This window comes from Aeromonas sp. FDAARGOS 1418, assembly GCF_019048585.1.
In the GTDB taxonomy this organism is placed as follows: domain Bacteria; phylum Pseudomonadota; class Gammaproteobacteria; order Enterobacterales; family Aeromonadaceae; genus Aeromonas; species Aeromonas caviae.
On record NZ_CP077387.1, the window covers coordinates 367,342 to 383,249 of the forward strand.

General features: G+C 65.1%; 18 protein-coding genes. 8 read left to right on the plus strand and 10 right to left on the minus strand.

The features are described from left to right. Positions 1–10 precede the first annotated feature (10 nt). The gene (locus tag I6L48_RS01845) at positions 11–481 is read right to left on the minus strand and encodes an Lrp/AsnC family transcriptional regulator (RefSeq protein ID WP_010672715.1); all 471 of its coding nucleotides are present in this window, start codon (positions 479–481) and stop codon (positions 11–13) included. A 149-nt stretch (positions 482–630) separates the two neighbouring features. Between I6L48_RS01845 and I6L48_RS01850 the strand changes: the two genes are divergently transcribed. Continuing rightward, positions 631–1,149: a tyrosine-protein phosphatase gene (locus I6L48_RS01850; protein WP_113069081.1), complete on the plus strand. Its 519-nt coding sequence runs from the start codon at positions 631–633 to the stop codon at positions 1,147–1,149. A 6-nt stretch (positions 1,150–1,155) separates the two neighbouring features. On the opposite strand, the gene metA is transcribed toward I6L48_RS01850, so the two are convergent. Further along, complete coding sequence (gene metA, locus I6L48_RS01855; protein ID WP_010672713.1) at positions 1,156–2,103, minus strand: homoserine O-succinyltransferase; 948 nt, start codon at positions 2,101–2,103, stop codon at positions 1,156–1,158. Positions 2,104–2,247: 144 nt separating this feature from the next. On the opposite strand from metA, the gene I6L48_RS01860 reads away from it, so the two are divergent. Both I6L48_RS01860 and I6L48_RS01865 read left to right on the plus strand, forming a co-directional pair. Next, on the plus strand, positions 2,248–3,492 hold the full coding sequence (locus I6L48_RS01860; RefSeq protein ID WP_029313584.1) for an HD-GYP domain-containing protein: 1,245 nt from the start codon (positions 2,248–2,250) through the stop codon (positions 3,490–3,492). A 28-nt stretch (positions 3,493–3,520) separates the two neighbouring features. Further along, on the plus strand, positions 3,521–4,696 hold the full coding sequence (locus tag I6L48_RS01865) for a CinA family nicotinamide mononucleotide deamidase-related protein (protein ID WP_113069082.1): 1,176 nt from the start codon (positions 3,521–3,523) through the stop codon (positions 4,694–4,696). Here I6L48_RS01865 and I6L48_RS01870 read toward each other — a convergent pair. After that, positions 4,693–5,208, minus strand: a complete 516-nt coding sequence (locus I6L48_RS01870) for a metal-dependent hydrolase (RefSeq protein WP_010672710.1) — start codon at positions 5,206–5,208, stop codon at positions 4,693–4,695. The two genes, I6L48_RS01865 and I6L48_RS01870, sit on opposite strands and share 4 nt — an antisense overlap. A 393-nt stretch (positions 5,209–5,601) precedes the next feature. Here I6L48_RS01870 and I6L48_RS01875 point away from each other — a divergent pair, with 393 nt between their 5' ends. The 3 genes from I6L48_RS01875 (at position 5,602) to I6L48_RS01885 (ending at position 9,323) form a co-directional block, all read left to right on the plus strand. After that, on the plus strand, positions 5,602–7,266 hold the full coding sequence (locus I6L48_RS01875; protein ID WP_318254457.1) for a DUF342 domain-containing protein: 1,665 nt from the start codon (positions 5,602–5,604) through the stop codon (positions 7,264–7,266). Positions 7,267–7,379: 113 nt separating this feature from the next. Further along, positions 7,380–8,189, plus strand: coding sequence for a sugar-phosphatase (gene yidA / locus I6L48_RS01880; protein WP_041212256.1), 810 nt, complete (start codon positions 7,380–7,382; stop codon positions 8,187–8,189). A gap of 363 nt (positions 8,190–8,552) precedes the next feature. Next, positions 8,553–9,323 carry a gamma-glutamyl-gamma-aminobutyrate hydrolase family protein gene (locus I6L48_RS01885; protein WP_043154048.1) on the plus strand — a complete coding sequence of 257 codons (771 nt, stop codon included), beginning with the start codon at positions 8,553–8,555 and terminating at the stop codon, positions 9,321–9,323. A 151-nt stretch (positions 9,324–9,474) separates the two neighbouring features. Here the strand turns inward: I6L48_RS01885 and I6L48_RS01890 are convergent, their stop codons facing one another. From I6L48_RS01890 to I6L48_RS01920, 7 genes are all read right to left on the minus strand, one after another. Continuing rightward, the gene (locus I6L48_RS01890) at positions 9,475–9,879 is read right to left on the minus strand and encodes a hypothetical protein (RefSeq protein WP_010672705.1); all 405 of its coding nucleotides are present in this window, start codon (positions 9,877–9,879) and stop codon (positions 9,475–9,477) included. A 71-nt stretch (positions 9,880–9,950) separates the two neighbouring features. After that, positions 9,951–10,661 carry an HAD-IA family hydrolase gene (locus I6L48_RS01895; protein WP_113069084.1) on the minus strand — a complete coding sequence of 237 codons (711 nt, stop codon included), beginning with the start codon at positions 10,659–10,661 and terminating at the stop codon, positions 9,951–9,953. A gap of 93 nt (positions 10,662–10,754) precedes the next feature. Then, on the minus strand, positions 10,755–11,732 hold the full coding sequence (xerC, locus tag I6L48_RS01900; protein ID WP_113069085.1) for a tyrosine recombinase XerC: 978 nt from the start codon (positions 11,730–11,732) through the stop codon (positions 10,755–10,757). Next, positions 11,725–12,405: a DUF484 family protein gene (locus I6L48_RS01905; protein ID WP_010672702.1), complete on the minus strand. Its 681-nt coding sequence runs from the start codon at positions 12,403–12,405 to the stop codon at positions 11,725–11,727. The genes xerC and I6L48_RS01905 overlap by 8 nt, the downstream gene beginning before the upstream one ends. Positions 12,406–12,484: 79 nt before the next feature. Further along, entirely contained in the window at positions 12,485–13,315 is an 831-nt protein-coding gene (gene dapF / locus I6L48_RS01910; RefSeq protein WP_029313578.1) for a diaminopimelate epimerase, read from the minus strand. A gap of 62 nt (positions 13,316–13,377) precedes the next feature. Next, a complete protein-coding gene (gene lysA / locus I6L48_RS01915) occupies positions 13,378–14,628 on the minus strand; it encodes a diaminopimelate decarboxylase (protein WP_039039806.1) in 1,251 nt (416 codons plus the stop codon). 20 nt (positions 14,629–14,648) lie between these two features. Beyond that, positions 14,649–14,849, minus strand: a complete 201-nt coding sequence (locus I6L48_RS01920; RefSeq protein WP_113069086.1) for a lipoprotein — start codon at positions 14,847–14,849, stop codon at positions 14,649–14,651. Between the two features lie 73 nt (positions 14,850–14,922). On the opposite strand from I6L48_RS01920, the gene cyaY reads away from it, so the two are divergent. Further along, entirely contained in the window at positions 14,923–15,237 is a 315-nt protein-coding gene (cyaY, locus tag I6L48_RS01925; protein ID WP_010672698.1) for an iron donor protein CyaY, read from the plus strand. Continuing rightward, the gene (locus I6L48_RS01930; RefSeq protein ID WP_113069087.1) at positions 15,234–15,887 is read left to right on the plus strand and encodes an alpha/beta hydrolase; all 654 of its coding nucleotides are present in this window, start codon (positions 15,234–15,236) and stop codon (positions 15,885–15,887) included. Before cyaY ends, I6L48_RS01930 begins: the two co-directional genes overlap by 4 nt. Positions 15,888–15,908 lie beyond the last annotated feature (21 nt).

Here is a 15,908-nt window from a genome sequence, read left to right on the forward strand (position 1 = left end):
GCTAGCCCCGTCAGGGGTGGGGGAAGCAGGGAAGCGAGCGGCTGAACCTGTGCTCGAACACCAGGGAGGTCTCGAGGTGCACCACCTCTTCCCGGGAGGTGAAGTGATCGAAGACGAAATTGCGCAGGTGTTCGGTATCGGAGACGCACAGGTGCACCAGGAAATCATCCTTGCCGCCCATGTGGAACAGGCTGATCACCTCGGGCAGGGCCAGGATGGCGTCGCGAAACGCATCGATGATCTGGCGGCTGTGACGGGCCAGTTGCAGGGAGACCATGGCCTGGATGTGACCGCCCAGGGCCTGGTAATCCACCTCACAGTGCGCCCCCTTGAGCACGCCATCCTGCTGCAGCTTGCGCACCCGCTCCAGACAGGTGGACGGCGCCACCCCGACCAGGGCCGCCAAATCCTTGTTGGTCATGCCCGCATCGCGAAACAGATGGGCCAGGATGTCCAAGTCCAGTTGATCCAGGTTTCTCATCTTTACTCCTTGCATCGCTCGATTTTTTTAGACTCTGCCCGTAAACCGGGCCGAACACAACGCAGATTGACATCGCCTCCGGCCCCTCTATGCTGTGCCGCACCCGCGGGATGCCGATCCCGTTGATCCCGACCACCACGAGGAACCCCATGCTCAGTGCCCATCCCTTCTGGAGCCTGGACGTTCCACGGCTCGACGGCCAGCTCCTGCTCACCCCCTGCCCCGGCAGCCAGCAGGTCCCCATGGCCGACGCCCTTGCCCAGTTGCAGCTGGCCGGTGCCGGCGGGGTGCTGACCCTGATGACGGTGGAGGAGCTGGCCCTGTGCGGGCCCCTCTCTCTCGGGCAGCTGGTGCAGGCCAGAGGCATGAGCTGGTTCCATCTGCCCATTGCGGATGACGAGGCACCGGATGCCCCCTTCGAACAGGCCTGGCCCGGGGTGCAACCCCGACTGCTCGCCCTGCTGCGCGAGGGGCGTCACCTTGCCATTCACTGCCACGGAGGAAGCGGGCGTACCGGGCTGGCGGCCGCCCTGCTGCTGATGGCCCAGGGGTTGCCCCAGCAGGAGGCCATGACCCTCATCCGGGCCAGACGGCCACGGGCCTTCACCCTGGCCTGCCACCGTCACTGGCTCGATACCCGTGGACGGCGGCTGGCCGGGGCGGACTGATGGGCTCTATCCCTTGGGCTGCTGGTAGGTAAACACCTTGCCGATGTCTTCCACCTTGTAGCTGGTCAACTGGTAGACGTAATAGTTGAGCCAGTTGGAAAACAGCAGGTGACCGTGGCTGCGCCAGGTGGCGCGCGGGGTCTGGCTTGGGTCGTTGTTCGGGTAATAGTTGACCGGAATGACGGGGGTGAGCCCGGCCGCCAGATCCCGCCGGTATTCCCCATCCAGGGTCAGGGCGTCATATTCCGGATGGCCGGTGACGAACACCTGGCGACAATCCTTGGTGGCGGCCAGATAGACGCCCGCCTCTTCCGACTCGGCGAAGATCTGCAGATCGGTGTGGGCGCGGATGAGATCCCCGTCGAAGGCCGCATAGCGGGAGTGGGGCGCCACGAATTCGTCATCGAAGCCGCGCAGCAGCGCCTCGTGCTCGTCGAGGCGGTGGTGGCGATAGACCCCGGAGAGCTTCTCGCCGTGGGTCTGCTTTTCCATGCCGTACAAGGCTTTCAGCGCCGCCTGCACCGCCCAGCAGAGGAAGAGGGTGGAGGTGACATGCTGATGGGACCACTCGATGATCTCGACGATGCGTGGCCAATAGACCACCTCCTCGAACTCCACCAGCCCGAGCGGCGCCCCCGTGATGATCATGCCGTCGTAGTTGTTGCCTCTCACCTGCTCGAAGTCGTGATAGAAGTTCTCCAGGTGCGCCTGGGGCGTGTTTTTCGACTCCCGATCGTCGATGCGCAACAGATCCACGTCCACCTGCAAGGGCGAGTTGGAGAGCATCCGCATCAGCTGGATCTCGGTTTCTATCTTCTTGGGCATCAGATTGAGGATGAGCACCCGCAGCGGGCGGATGTTCTGGGTGACGGCCCGGGATTCCGTCATCACGAAGATGTTCTCCTGCCCCAGCACTTCGGCGGCGGGCAACTGGTCCGGGATCTTGATCGGCATGCTGACTCCCTGTACTGCATCGGTAAATATGTCTGGACATCTAGAAGCCTATAATAAAGCGCTCTCGCTGTCATCAGATACCTTTTGTATTCACCCCGCCCTTTGACTAGCATACGGCTCAGTGTGTCCCTCGTGCCCAACCCCATGACAGGAATCAAGATCTCCGTAGAACGGCTGCAAGTCGGCAATTATGTCTCCCTGCCTTTGGGATGGCGTGAGCACCCGTTTCTGTTCTCCAGCTTCAAGCTCAAGAGCGAGGAGGAGATCGAGCTCATTCGTCGCCTTGGCCTCAAGCTGGTGACCATCATTCCCGACAAGAGCGACACGCCGCCCAAGCCCCTCGGACAGACCCAGCCCCAGGCGGATGAGGTTGAGGGAGAGGGTCTCGTCGCCCGCCAGGAGGAGATGCAGCAGGAGAAACTGCGGCGCATCGAGCAGTTGCAGCGCTATCGCCGCGACCTGCAGCAGTGCGAGAAACAGTTCCGCCAATCCCTGGCCCAGGTGCGCAACCTCATGGGCAAGATCCAGTCCCGCCCCCTCAACGCCATCAGCGAGGCCCAGGAGCTGATCAACGCCATGACGGAGCAGCTCCTCTCGGTGGACGAGATGGTGCTGCACCTGGTCTCTGACAGCGATGATGGCAACAGCCTGCAGTTTCACTCCCTCAACGTCAGCGTGCTCAGCATGCTGCTCGCCCGGGAGTGCAAGTTGCCGGCCGAGGCAATCCGCCAGGTCGGCATGGGGGCCCTGTTCCACGACATCGGCAAGCTGAGGATCCCGAGCCAGATCCTGCGCAAGACGGAGCCGCTGACCAAGCCGGAGCAGAACCTGATGGCCCAGCATCCCCGCTACGGCCTGGAACTGCTGGGGCTGGTCAGCGATTTTCCGGAAGCGGCCAAGCAGATAGTGCAGAACCACCACGAGTACCTGGACGGCACCGGCCCCCAGGGGCTCAAGGGCGATCAGCTCGATCCCCTCACCCAGATCGTCTCCCTCATCAACGAGTACGACAACCTCTGCCACCTGGAGGCCAAGGTGCCCTACGCGGCCCTCGGCAGCCTCTACAAGCAGCGCAAGTCCCAGTTCAACGCCGATCACCTCGGCATGCTGATCCGGCTGATGGGGGTCTATCCCCCGGGCAGCGTGGTGCAGCTCTCCAACGGCCAGGTGGGACTGGTGATGTCGGTCAACGCCTCCCGCCTGCTCTACCCCGCCGTGCTGGTATACGACCCCCGCATTCCGCGCCAGGAGGCGGCCATCATCGACCTCGACGCGGCCGGGCTGACCATCGCCAAGGTGATCCAGCCCAAACGCCTGCCCCCGGCGGTGTTCGAATACCTCAACCCCCGCACCCGGATCAGCTACTACTTCGAACACGGCAAGCCCTGAGAGGGCTGGCCCCACCCAAGGAGTCCCCATGCGCATCGAGATCATCAGCACAGGCGACGAGATAGTGACCGGCCTGGTGGTGGACACCAATGCCGCCTGGCTCAGCGCCCTCTTGCTGGAGCAGGGCTGGCAGGTGCGCCGCCGCGCCACCGTGGGGGACAACCTCGCGGATCTGACAGCCGTGCTGCAGGAGAGCGCCAACCGCGCCGAGGTGGTACTGGTGTGCGGAGGGCTCGGCCCCACGGCAGACGACCTCACCGCCCAGGCCGCGGCCGAGGCGTTTGACCAGCCCCTGACCCTGTTCCCGGACTGGCTCGCCACCATGGCCGAACGCTATGCCAGCCGGGGCCGCACCATGGCCCGGAGCAACACCAAGCAGGCCTGGCTGCCCCGGGACTGCGAGATCCTCGACAACCCGGTGGGCACCGCCTGCGGCTTTGTGGTCTGCCACCCGACCAGCCACGGCCAGAGCCGGCTCTTCTTCACCCCGGGCGTGCCGTTCGAGTTCAAGCAGATGGTGCGCGAACAGATCATGCCCCGCCTCAAGGCGCTGGCCGGGGAAGAGACGGACACCGAGCTGCGCCGTTTCTACACCTTCGGCGTCTCGGAGTCCGCCCTCAGCGACATGCTGGATGCGGCCCCCTGGCCTGCCGGCATCGAGCTGGGCTACCGCTCCTCCATGCCCCTCATCGAGCTCAAGCTCATCGGCCACGGTGCCAGCACCGCCGACATGGACGCCGCCGAGGCGAGGCTGCTTGCGGCCATCGCCCCCTGGCTGGTGGGGCGTGGCAACGAGGCGCCTGCCAGCCAGATCCTGGCCCTGCTGGGGGAGCGGTCGCTGCACCTGCAGGAAGGGGAGAGCCGGGGCACCCTGCTGGTCATGTGTCACGGGCAACCTGCCCTGACTGCCGGCTTCAGCCACACCCTGAGCGACGATCTGACTCAACTGGCAGTGCCCGACGCCCCCCTGAGCCTCACCATAGGCCGTGCCGGTCCTGACGGCGTGCCGCTGCTGCTCTGCGCCGACGGGCAACTGCACGGCCAGACGCTCAGGGTCAGCCACCCGGATCCCGCGAGCGGTCGCCGGATCCTCGCCTTCGCCGCCCTCGACATGCTGCGCCGCCACCTGCTGGGGCTGCCGGTGCTCGCCGACTACCTCACCCTGACCCGAACGGCCAGGTGCCAGGAGGGCGCCCGGGGCTAGAAGTGAGCCAAGCCTGCACCGCCATGGACCCAGTACCCGGCGAGCGCCAGGGTCAGCAGGCAGAAGGCCCTCTCGTAACCCCCGCCGCTCTTGAGGGGCAGGCCGGGCAGGCGAAAGCGCCGACGCCAGGGCCAGAGCAGGGGAATGCCCATGGGGGTGAGCCAGTCCCCCAGCAGATGGCTGAGATAGCCCACGATGAGGGCATCCTTCACCGCCCCCGACAGCAACCAGGGGGCTTCCACCTGGGCCAGCCCCCAGACCCCCATCCCCACCGCCAGCAGACTGTGGGTGAAGCCGCGATGGCCGAACAGCCGGGAGAGCGGCCCCGAGATCCAGGGCAGTTGCCGCCCGAGCAGGGAACGGGGGTGATCGAGATCCGGCAGCAGGGCGCTCGCCAGGGCCATGGGGACGATGTGCCACAGGCTGGCATCGGCCAGGGCCGGAGTCAGTTCGACCTTGTGGGCAAGCAGGACGCAGGTGACGGAAAACAGCAGGTGGCCTTGGGCGGTCATGGGGCTCGTTCGGTTGGACAGAAAAAGGGGCTGATCGATGGCGACCAGGGTCCTCGCCCTGGGGCGGCGGCAGATTAAAATCCTTCTCTTCCTGCCTGGCAAGGTGATTTGCATCGCCTCCCTGAACGTGATGGACACTCTGGATAGCGAAAGCATAAAATATCAGCATATTGCGCTAAAAAACGCAATGGAGCCCATGGCATGGCCGGCTCCGCCCCTCTCCCGTCAGCCGATATTTCCTAAACCCGGCTCACCCATTTGCATTCAGATCGTTGACCCGGAAGGAAAAATACCCGAATACTGCACGTTGGATCCGCCCCGGCGGCATTGGATGCCGGCAAGGAGAGGCCCCGGCATGGGGCAAACCGGACAGGGACAACGAAGGAGGGCCCGGTGTTAAGCAAAGCGTGGTTTCAGCTGTCGGCCGACATGAGCTATGTCTGCCTGCGCATCACCCCGGGCCTCACCGAGCCCATCCAGGAAAGCGACGTCCTGGCCCTGCTGCGACTCTCCAACTGTCGGCGCTACGAACCCCTCGGCGAGGGGATCCGTGAAGCCGTCACCCTGCTCAACGCCCTCATTGCAGAGCCGGATGCCCCCGCACATCCGCCAGTCCCCATTGCCCGGCGCCAGGATGCCAGGCTGCTCATCCAGGTGGACAAGGACCAGATGAGCGCCAGGGCACAGATCACCGCGGACTGGGGTGGCCAGCCCCTGACCCTGGCCCAGTTGCAGGAGGCCCTGGCGGCCAGCACGGTCAAGCAGGGGGTGAGCGATCGGCTGCTTGCCGCCGCCATCCAGGCAGCGGGTGAGGCGGCACCCGGTGCCCAGCTCAATCCCGTCATCGCCCTCGGCAAGGCCGCCAGGCACGGCCTGGATACCCGCCTGGAGCGGCTGGTGGAGACCGCAGCCGAGCGGATCCTCAAACCCCAGGAGCGGGATCACGGCAAGGTGGACATGCGCGACCTCGGCACCCTGCTCACCGTCAAGGCGGGGGCGTTGCTGATGCGCAGGCACCCCGCCACCCAGGGCATCGACGGCTTCACCGTGACGGGCCAGACCCTGACCGCCCGCCACGGCAAGGAGAGCGCCATGACGCCGGGTGACGGCACCTGCCTCTCCCCCGAGGATCCGGACCTGCTGCTGGCGACCCGCCCGGGGCTCCCCTGTCAGGAGCGTGCCGGGATGCGGGTCGACGAGGTACTCAACGTCAAGCAGGTCGACATCCGCCACGGCCACGTCGAGTTCGAGGGATCGCTGCTGGTCACCGGGGACGTCATGCCCGGCATGCGCGTCAAGACCAGCGGGGACGTGGTGATCGGCGGCTTCGTCGAGGGCGGCTACATCGAATCCGGCGGCACCATCACGGTGCGCAACGGCATCATAGGGCGCAAGCTGGCGGACGACGAATACCTCTGCCACCTCAACGCCGGGGGGGAGATCCACGCCAGCTATGCCCAGTACGCCAGGCTGGAGGCCGATGGCGACATCCATATCCTGAGCCAGCTCAGTCACTGCTATTGCCGCAGCGGCCAGGATCTCAAGGTGGGGGACAGCGCCATGCGCAAGGGGCACCTCATCGGCGGTATCAACATCGCCAACCGGCTCATCATGGCACCGGTGCTCGGAGCCTCGGCGGCCAACCGGACCCGGTTGCAGATCCTCGGTGGCTATTTCAGCCAGAAGGAGCAGGAGCTGGCGCTGCGCCAGCGCAAACAGACCTGCGCCGAGCAGATAGACAAGCTGCAGGATCTCATCCTGCGGCTGCTGCAACTGCCCCGTGACAAGCGCAATCCCGAGACCCTGCAGAAGATCAAGGCGCTGCGCACCCGCCAGTTCGACGAGAGCAAGAGCCTGGACGAACAGCTCGCCGAGGCGCAGCGGGAGCTGCAGGCGCTCATGGCCAACATGGACATCATCGCCACCCAGCGCCTCTTCCCCGGCGTCGAGGTGGAGATGGCCCATCACCACAACAGGGTCGACATCGAGCACGGCCCCATCCACTTCGCCATCCGGGAAGATCAGCTGCAACTGACCCCCTACCAGGGCCAGCGCTGAGCGGCAACGTGCCCCCGCTTCGGCAGGCGGCGTGATCCCGGCGGCGATTTTCGCTACACTCGGCCTCCCCATGGCCCCATCGGGCGGGCCGGCCAGACTCAGGTAGTGAGAAGATGTACAAGCTGATCGCATTGGATATGGATGGCACCCTGCTGACCCCAGAGGGCCGAATCTCCCCCCGCACCCAGGCCGCCATCGCGGCAGCCCGCGCCAGGGGCGTGACCGTGGTGCTGGCCTCCGGCCGCCCGCTGGAAGGCATGACCGCAGCCCTGACCGAGCTGGGCCTCACCGGCCAGGATGACTACGTCATCTGCTACAACGGCGCCCTGGTGCAGCAGGTGTCCGAGCAACGCATCATCCGCAGCCAGTTGCTGACCGGCAGCGACGCCCGTGCCATCGCCCACCTGGCCTGTGAGCTGGGGGTGAACATCCACGGCTTCTCCGTCCGCCAGGGGCTCATCAGCCCAAAGATCAGCCCCTACACCGAGCACGAATCCCGCCTCATCGGTCAACCCATCAACCTGGTGGACTTCGCCACCCTGCCCGACGACGAGCAGATCATGAAGGTGATGATGATTGACCCAGAGCCCCTGCTCTCCCGTGCCATCGCCCAGCTGCCCGCCGAGCTCCACGAGCGCTATACCGTGGTGCGCAGCGCCCCCTATTTCCTCGAGTTCATGAACAAACGCAGCAACAAGGGCACCGGCGTCGCCGCCCTGGCCGAGCACCTGGGGCTGGATGCCTCCCAGGTGATCGCGGTGGGAGATGCGGGCAACGATCACCACATGATCGCCTACGCCGGACTCGGGGTCGCCATGGGCAACGCCACCGACGAGATCAAGGCGCTGGCACAGCACACCACGGGGCGCAACGATGAAGACGGGGTCGCCCAGGTGATCGAACGTTTCATCCTGAACGCCTGAGTCGACAAGGGGCCCTGTGGGCCCCTTCTGCTATCCGGCTGCCCGGCCAGATGTTTAATATATCCACCATCAAATCGCTCGCCGCACCAGGCATCCCCCCTCAAGTCCCTTTAAATGGGACTCGCAGCCGTATCTCGACATCAATGGTTAACATAATTGCATCATTTTGTTTGACATATTGAACGGCCTTGGCAGACTGGAGACAGGATCCAGGCTGTCGTTGCCAAGGCTGACCGACGATTCTGGCACGCTGGCGCGACCCTGATCCCACGACCATGCCTTGAGGCATGCCCTTGCGAGCCGAGGCGGCAAGGGCCTTCCCAAGGCGCAGGATGAGACCGCCAAGGATAGCCAAGGTGACCTATGCCCAACCCCAGTTCCCATAACAAACCCGTCGTGCTGATGACCATGGGGGCCCAGGCCCGCAGTGGCCACGCCTACCAGGTCATGACCCACAAATACATCAAGCCTCTGGTGGAGATCAGCGGCTGCGTGCCGCTGCTGGTGCCCACCTGCTGTGGCACCGAGGATCTGGAGCAGTATCTGGACCTCGCCGACGGGGTCTATCTGAGCGGTGCCGGATCCAACATCGATCCTGCCCTCTATGGCCAGGAGAACCTCACCCCGGAGAAGCCCCAGGACAGGGACAGGGATCTGTTCGATATTCCCCTGGTGCGCGCCGCCCTCGACCGTGGCCTGCCTATCCTCGGGATCTGCCGCGGCATGCAGGAGATCAACGTGGCCCTGGGAGGCGACATTCACCAGAAGGTCTATTGCGAGCCGGGTTATGACGATCATCGGGAGGATGCGGATGACCCGGTGGACGAGCAGTATGGCGAGAGCCATCAGGTCGAGCTGGTGCCCGGTACCTGGCTGGCCGAGCTGATGGGGCAGCCGTCGATTCCGGTCAACTCCCTCCACGGGCAGGGGATCAAGACGCTGGCCAAGGGGCTGGCCCCCCTGGCCCATGCCGAAGACGGGCTGATCGAGGCGATCCACGCTCCCGCCCTCTCCCCCTTCCTGCTGGCGGTGCAGTGGCACCCGGAGTGGAAGGCCAGCGAGAACCCCCACTCCATCAAGCTCTTCACCGCCTTTGGCGACGCCTGTCGCCGGTTCAGGCAGCAGGTCGGCTAGTCGCCGCCCCCTTGCCCTTGAGCCTGGGCAGGGCTTCGTACATCGGGGGCTGCCCAGAGGCATCCGACGTGACGGGCCTGTGACCCCCCCACGCCATCAAGCTGCCCACTGCCTTCGGCGACGCCTCCTGCCCGTTCAGGCAGCAGACGGGCTAGTCGCCAAATCCCTTGCCCTTGAGCTTGGGCAGGGCTCCGCGATCAGGGCGCAGGGTACGGCAGACATCCAGCCCCTTGAGGCCCCGCTGGATATGGTCCGGGGCCTGCCCGAGCACCATGCCGTTGCCGCGATAGAGACGGGCATCCTCCAGCTCGAACAGCTCGCCGCCGATGAGCAGTTGCTCCCGGCCATTCACCACCTTGCCCCGTTTCAGGGGCAGGGTCATGTCCACCTGGATCTCGCCGGTGGCACACCCCTCGCGCCAGCGCGCCTCGTCGGAAAACGGGGAGATGGCGATCTCCCGCCAGGATCCGTCCCTGAACTCCATCCGGTAACGGTCTTGCACCAGATCGCATCCCGCCAGCATCACGGGGATCGCCAGCCAGATGACACCCTTCATTCCCTTCACGCCCTTGCTCCCTTGTTGTTATTGCCAGATATAGATCACGGAATCAGTCCCTCACCCCCAGCTCAGAGCAGCAGGGTGGCCAGATCCTGCAGCTGTCCCAGCTCCACATCCGGCAGCAGCGACAGCGACTGCCAGGACTGACCGCTCTCGTTGAGCCAGGCGGCCCGAAAGCCGTGCAGCCTGGCCCCCAGCACGTCGGTCACCGAGTGATCGCCCACATGGAGGATGCGGCCGGGGGTCAGCCCCAGGGCCTCTTGCACCTGCACGAACATGTCGGGCGCCGGTTTCATTCTGGCTCCCGCTCCCGCCTTGCAGACCAGGGTGAAGTAGCCAGCCAGACCCGCCTGCTCCAGATCCAGGTTGCCGTTGGTGATCACCGCCAGCGGGTAGCGCGCCGCCAGACGAGCCAGCAGGGCGTGAGTCGCCTCGCTCACCTCTATCTTCGAGCGCTCGGCCATGAAGCCGGTGAACACCGCCCTGGCCTGCTGCTCCGCCAGCCCGGGCTCCATGCCCCCCTGCACCAGGGCCTCGCGAATGCCCCGCTGACGCGCCAGGCTGACGTCGTGGCTCAGCGCCGGGTGGTCCAGCAGCAACTGGCGCTTGAGCGCGAGCCAGCGCGGTTTGTCCAGCATGGCGGTAGCCAGGTATTCGCTGCGCAGGTGGTCCAACATCCACTGTTCCGCCCGCGCGATGGCGGGGCCGTTGTCATAGAGGGTGTCGTCCAGATCGAACGAGATGGCGGCCACCGGCTGCCAGCGACGGTAAAACTGCATGGCTGTTTCTTTACTCCTCATTCTCTGGCGTTGCGAGCGCCCGCCTGACCCGGGCGACGTGGAGATTGTCATCCCCGCAGATCGCACACCACATCACTCATCCTCCGGCGTTTCCGGATCCCGCTTCGCTCGCGGGTGGGCACTGTCATATACCTTGGCCAGATGCTGGAAGTCGAGGTGGGTATAGATCTGGGTGGTGGAGAGATCCGCATGCCCCAGCAGCTCCTGCACCGCCCGCAGATCGCCGGAGGATTCCAGCATGTGGGTGGCGAAGCTGTGGCGCAGCTTGTGGGGGTGCACGTGGGCATTGAGCGCCTGCTTGTTGCCCCAGCCGTCGAGCCGCTCCTGTACCGAGCGGGCCGAGAGCCGCTGCCTGCGCTTGGAGACGAACAATGCTTCCCCCTCGTCACCGGCCAGCAGGGGGCGTACCTTGAGCCACTTGTGCAACCACTCCACCGCCATCCGCCCGATGGGCAGCACCCGCTCCCGCGAGCCCTTGCCGATCACCCTGAGCTGGCGCTCCTCGAGCTTCACGTCCGCGAGGTTGAGCCCCACCAGCTCGGCAAGACGCAGGCCGGAGGAGTACATCAGCTCCATGATGGCGCGATCCCGCACCGCCAGCGGATCCTGCTCGTCGGTGATGTTGAGCAGCTGGTACATCTCGTCCACGTCCAGGTTCTTGGGCAGGGGCCGCCCCTGCTTGGGGGTGACGATGCCCCGCGCCGGGTTGGCGGTGAGCCGCCCCTGGCGCACCTGCCAGTCGCAGAAGCTGCGCAGGGCCGACACCTTGGTGGCAAGGGAACGGGGCGCCAGCCCCCCCTTGTGCATCCGGGTCACCAGACTGCGCACCTGGCTCGCCTCGAGCCGGGCCCAGTCGTCGACCCCGAGCTTCACCAGCTCGGCGGTCATGGCTTCCAGGTGGGCCTGATAGTTGCTGCGGGTGTGGGGGCTGAGCTGGCGCTCGACCCTCAGGTATTCGATAAAGGCGTCCAGCTCCCCCGCCAGTGCGACCGGCAGAGGGTCGGCGGCAGGGGGCGTCTTGGCAGGGGATCGGGTCGTTGCCTTAGCCACGGGCCAGCTCGGGCAGACGCAGCTGCAGCAGACGCCCCAGCTGACCCAGCAGCAGGGTGTCGTTGTGGGGGGTGAAGTGGCTGGGATCCGAGCTCGCGAAGGCCAGCACGCCGAGCTCCCCGAGCCGCATCAGGGCCACCGAGTTGACCAGCACATCATTGCCAAACAGCGCCTGCTTCTCGCTCTGGTTGAGGCGGCCGAAATAGTAGTCCGTGCCGGGCAGGCGCTGACCCAGCAGTTGTTCGAGCTGTTTGCCCTGCGCCAGGAAACGCTGCTCGGGGCCGCTCAGCTGGAAATGCCTGGGGTTGAGCCAGAGCCGCAGGCCGGTGAGTCGCAGCCGCTGGACGAAGGCCTTGCCCATCACGGCGCTCAGCTCGAACAGGGTCTGGCAGCCGTAGATCTCCCCGTAGAGATCCGCATAGACCCGGAAGATCCGCTCGTTCTCGCTGGCGACCCCCATCAGTTCGGTGATCTCCTGCTCCAGCTGCTCGATGCGCTCCCGCTGTCTGTCCAGCTGGCGCTCCACCAGGGAGATGGTGCCCTTTTGCGCATGGGGAATGCGGATCTTGTCCAGCATGGCCCCGTGACGCAGGAAAAACTCGGGATAACGGGCCAGGTACTCCAGCACTGTGGCTTCATCCACCAGTGATTCCTGCCGTTTGAGTTCGCTCATAACTTGGTTGATCCATCCGAAAAAGGGGCCAAGGGCCCCGATATGATCCGTTGATGGAGCGGGATCACCCGCTCCTTGTCTACAACTCTATCTGGCCGTCAAAGACGTGCTCGGCCGGCCCCGTCATGTAGACGGGCTGACCCGGTCCCTTCCAGGCGATGGTCAGCTTGCCACCCGGCAGGGTGACGGTGACCCGCTCCTTGAGCTTGCCCTGGCTGATGCCTATCACCACGGCCGCACAGGCCCCGGTCCCGCAGGCCAGGGTCTCCCCCACCCCGCGCTCGAAGACCCGCAGCTTGATCTCGCTGGCGTTGACCATCTCCATGAAGCCGACGTTGACCCGCTCGGGGAAGCGCTCGTGGCGCTCCATGATGGGTCCCAGGGTCTCCACCGGCGCATCGGCCACCGAGGGCACCTCGATGACGCAGTGAGGGTTGCCCATGGAGACGGCACCGCACATCACGGTGTGATCCTGGGCCCGCAGCAGATACGTCTTCTCCGCCTTCTGGGCACGGAACGGGATCTTGCCCGGCTCGAACTGGGGCACCCCCATGTTGACCGTGACCTGGTTCTCCCCTTCCAGCTGCAGAGTGATGCGGCCCCGGGCGGTGCTGACCGCGATGCGATCCCGGTTGACCAGCCCCTTGAGACGCACGAAACGGGCGAAGCAACGGGCCCCGTTGCCGCACTGTTCCACCTCGCTGCCGTCGGCATTGAAGATGCGGTAATGGAAGTCGAGCTCGGGGTCATAGGGCGGCTCCACCAGCAACAGCTGGTCGAAGCCGATACCGAAGTGACGATCCGCCAGCTTCTTGATGATGTCGTTGCTGAAGAACACCTTCTGGGTGACGCCATCCACCACCATGAAGTCGTTACCGAGGCCGTGCATTTTGGAAAACTCAATCAACATCGCGCGTTCCTGTCTCACCGTTAATCACGCTCTCACATGGAGGAACGCTGAAAATCCATCCATCACGGCAGCAGGTGCTCGCCACGCCAGAGATCCGCCAACTGCTCCCGCTCACGGATGAGGTGCGCCTGGTCACCGTCCACCAGCACCTCGGCCGCACGGGGTCGGGTGTTGTAGTTGGAGGACATGGTAAAGCCGTAGGCGCCAGCGGAGCGCACCGCCAGCAGGGAGCCCTCGGCAATCGCCAGGGTACGCTCCTTGCCGAGGAAGTCGCCAGTCTCGCACACCGGGCCCACCACGTCATAGAGTGCCTTCTCGTGGGTGGCCCGGCTGTCCACCTCGATGATGTTCATCCAGGCGCCGTAGAGGGAGGGGCGCAGCAGATCGTTCATGCCGGCGTCGATCAGGGCGAAGTTGCGGGTCTCGCCGGGTTTGAGGAACTCGACCCGGGTCAGCAGCACACCGGCGTTGGCGACGATGGCGCGGCCCGGTTCGAACAAGAGGGTCAGATCCCGGCCCGCCAGCTTCTGCTTGAGCGCCTCGGCATACTCGGTGGGGTGCGGCGGCTGCTCGGCGCCGTAGTTGACCCCCAGACCGCCGCCCACGTCCAGGTGATGGATGTGGATGCCTTCCGCCGCCAGCTCGTCGATGAGCTTGAGCAGCTTGTCCGCCGCCTCCATAAAGGGATTTAATTCAGTGAGTTGCGAGCCGATGTGGCAATCCACCCCCTTGATCTCGATGTGGGCCATGGCCGCCGCCTTGCGGTAGATGGCGGGCGCCTGTTCGATGGGGATGCCGAACTTGTTCTGCTTGAGGCCGGTGGAGATATAGGGGTGCGTGCCTGCGTCGATGTCCGGGTTGACCCGCACCGAGACCCGCGCCTTTTTGCCCATGCTGCCTGCGACCCGGTTGAGGCGCTCCAGCTCGGCTTCGGACTCCAGGTTGAAGCAGAGGATCTCTTTTTCCAGCGCAAGGCGCATCTCGGCTTCGCTCTTGGCAACGCCGGAGAAGACCACCTTGGCCGGATCACCGCCCGCCGCCAGCACCCGGGACAGCTCGCCGCCGGAGACGATGTCAAAGCCCGAACCGAGGCGTGCCAGCAGATTGAGCAGGGCCAGGTTGGAGTTGGCCTTGACCGCGTAGCAGATCAGGTGGGGAATGTCGCCAGCCGCCTGGTCGAAGGCATGCCAGTGGCGTTCCAGGGTGGCGCGGGAGTAGACATAGAGCGGAGTGCCGTACTGGTCGGCAAGCTGTTGCAGGGGAAGCTGTTCGGCCTGAAGCTGACCGTCTGCGTCGTAGTTAAAGTGATCCAAGGGGGCGGTTCCTTCCTAGATTATTGCGGCGCGGCCTCTGAGGCCGGTGTAGCGGTCGCAGGCGAGGCGCCTTGCGGTGTACTCTCTGTCTTGGGCTGTGTCTGCTCTGCAGGTGCGGGCTGTTCGGCCGGCGGCATGTAGAGCGGCCCCGTCAGGCCACAGGCGGCCAACCCGAGCGACAGCGACGCGGCAAACAGGCACTTGGTGAACTGGGTAATCATAATGGTTCGCTGCGAAAAAATTTTTGGCCCTCTATAATCGCACTCACATTGTTAAAAGCAACAGGATAAACCGATGAAGGATCACGAGTATCACGCCCTGACCGACGCCTTTTTCCAGTATGTGGAAGACACCATCGACGAGGGGTATCCGGATATCGACTGCGAACGCGCCGGCGGAGTGCTGACCCTGAGCTTCGAGAACAAGACCAAGGTCATCATCAACAAGCAGGAGCCCCTGCACCAGATCTGGGTCGCCACCCGGGAGAACGGCTTCCACTTCGAGCTGCGCGGTGACAGCTGGATCGACAACCGCTTCGGCGACGAGCTCAAGGCCCTGCTGACCCGGGCCTGCACCACCCAGGCCGGCGAGCCCGTGGTCTTCTCATGACGGATCTGCATCCCGAAGGTGCCCGCCATGCGGTGATCTGGCTGCACGGGCTGGGGGACTCCGGCGCCGGCCTCGCCCCCCTGGTGGAGGCGCTGGCCCTGCCCGCCGACCTGCCCGTCCGCCATCTGCTGCCCGATGCGCCCGAGCGTCCCATCACCATCAACATGGGCTACCGGATGCGCGGCTGGTACGACATCAAGAGCTTCGAGGATCCGGCTGATCGCGCCGTGGAGTCCCATGTCAGGGAGTCAGCGGCCCGTATCGCCTCGCTGATCGAACAGTTGGTGGCCGAGGGTTTCCCCCCCGAGCGTATCGTGCTGGCGGGCTTCTCCCAGGGCGGGGTGATTGCCTCCTTCACCGCCCTGCGCCATCCGGTGCCACTGGCAGGCCTGCTCTGCATGTCCACCTATCTGGCGGTACCCGATGCCCTGCCCGGCGAAATGAGCGAGGCGGCCCGCGCCCTGCCCATCTGCTACATGCACGGCATCTATGACGACGTGGTGAACCTCTCCATGGGCTGGGACGCCAAGAACCGGCTGGAAGCGGTGGGACTCAGCCCCGAGTGGCACGAATACCCCATGCGCCACGAGATCTGCCGCCCCCAGCTGGGCGACATTCGCAGCTGGTTGCTGGCCCGCCTCGGCGCCTGATTGTCGGATCACGGGTAAGAC

What these genes read in the sequence shown, in the direction of transcription:
- I6L48_RS01845 (WP_010672715.1), bottom strand. Translation starts at nt 481, where the DNA reads ATGAGAAACCTGGATCAACTGGACTTGGACATCCTGGCCCATCTGTTT.
- I6L48_RS01850 (WP_113069081.1), top strand. Translation starts at nt 631, where the DNA reads ATGCTCAGTGCCCATCCCTTCTGGAGCCTGGACGTTCCACGGCTCGAC.
- metA (WP_010672713.1), bottom strand. Translation starts at nt 2,103, where the DNA reads ATGCCGATCAAGATCCCGGACCAGTTGCCCGCCGCCGAAGTGCTGGGG.
- I6L48_RS01860 (WP_029313584.1), top strand. Translation starts at nt 2,248, where the DNA reads ATGACAGGAATCAAGATCTCCGTAGAACGGCTGCAAGTCGGCAATTAT.
- I6L48_RS01865 (WP_113069082.1), top strand. Translation starts at nt 3,521, where the DNA reads ATGCGCATCGAGATCATCAGCACAGGCGACGAGATAGTGACCGGCCTG.
- I6L48_RS01870 (WP_010672710.1), bottom strand. Translation starts at nt 5,208, where the DNA reads ATGACCGCCCAAGGCCACCTGCTGTTTTCCGTCACCTGCGTCCTGCTT.
- yidA (WP_041212256.1), top strand. Translation starts at nt 7,380, where the DNA reads ATGTACAAGCTGATCGCATTGGATATGGATGGCACCCTGCTGACCCCA.
- I6L48_RS01885 (WP_043154048.1), top strand. Translation starts at nt 8,553, where the DNA reads ATGCCCAACCCCAGTTCCCATAACAAACCCGTCGTGCTGATGACCATG.
- I6L48_RS01890 (WP_010672705.1), bottom strand. Translation starts at nt 9,879, where the DNA reads ATGAAGGGTGTCATCTGGCTGGCGATCCCCGTGATGCTGGCGGGATGC.
- I6L48_RS01895 (WP_113069084.1), bottom strand. Translation starts at nt 10,661, where the DNA reads ATGCAGTTTTACCGTCGCTGGCAGCCGGTGGCCGCCATCTCGTTCGAT.
- I6L48_RS01905 (WP_010672702.1), bottom strand. Translation starts at nt 12,405, where the DNA reads ATGAGCGAACTCAAACGGCAGGAATCACTGGTGGATGAAGCCACAGTG.
- dapF (WP_029313578.1), bottom strand. Translation starts at nt 13,315, where the DNA reads ATGTTGATTGAGTTTTCCAAAATGCACGGCCTCGGTAACGACTTCATG.
- I6L48_RS01920 (WP_113069086.1), bottom strand. Translation starts at nt 14,849, where the DNA reads ATGATTACCCAGTTCACCAAGTGCCTGTTTGCCGCGTCGCTGTCGCTC.
- cyaY (WP_010672698.1), top strand. Translation starts at nt 14,923, where the DNA reads ATGAAGGATCACGAGTATCACGCCCTGACCGACGCCTTTTTCCAGTAT.
- I6L48_RS01930 (WP_113069087.1), top strand. Translation starts at nt 15,234, where the DNA reads ATGACGGATCTGCATCCCGAAGGTGCCCGCCATGCGGTGATCTGGCTG.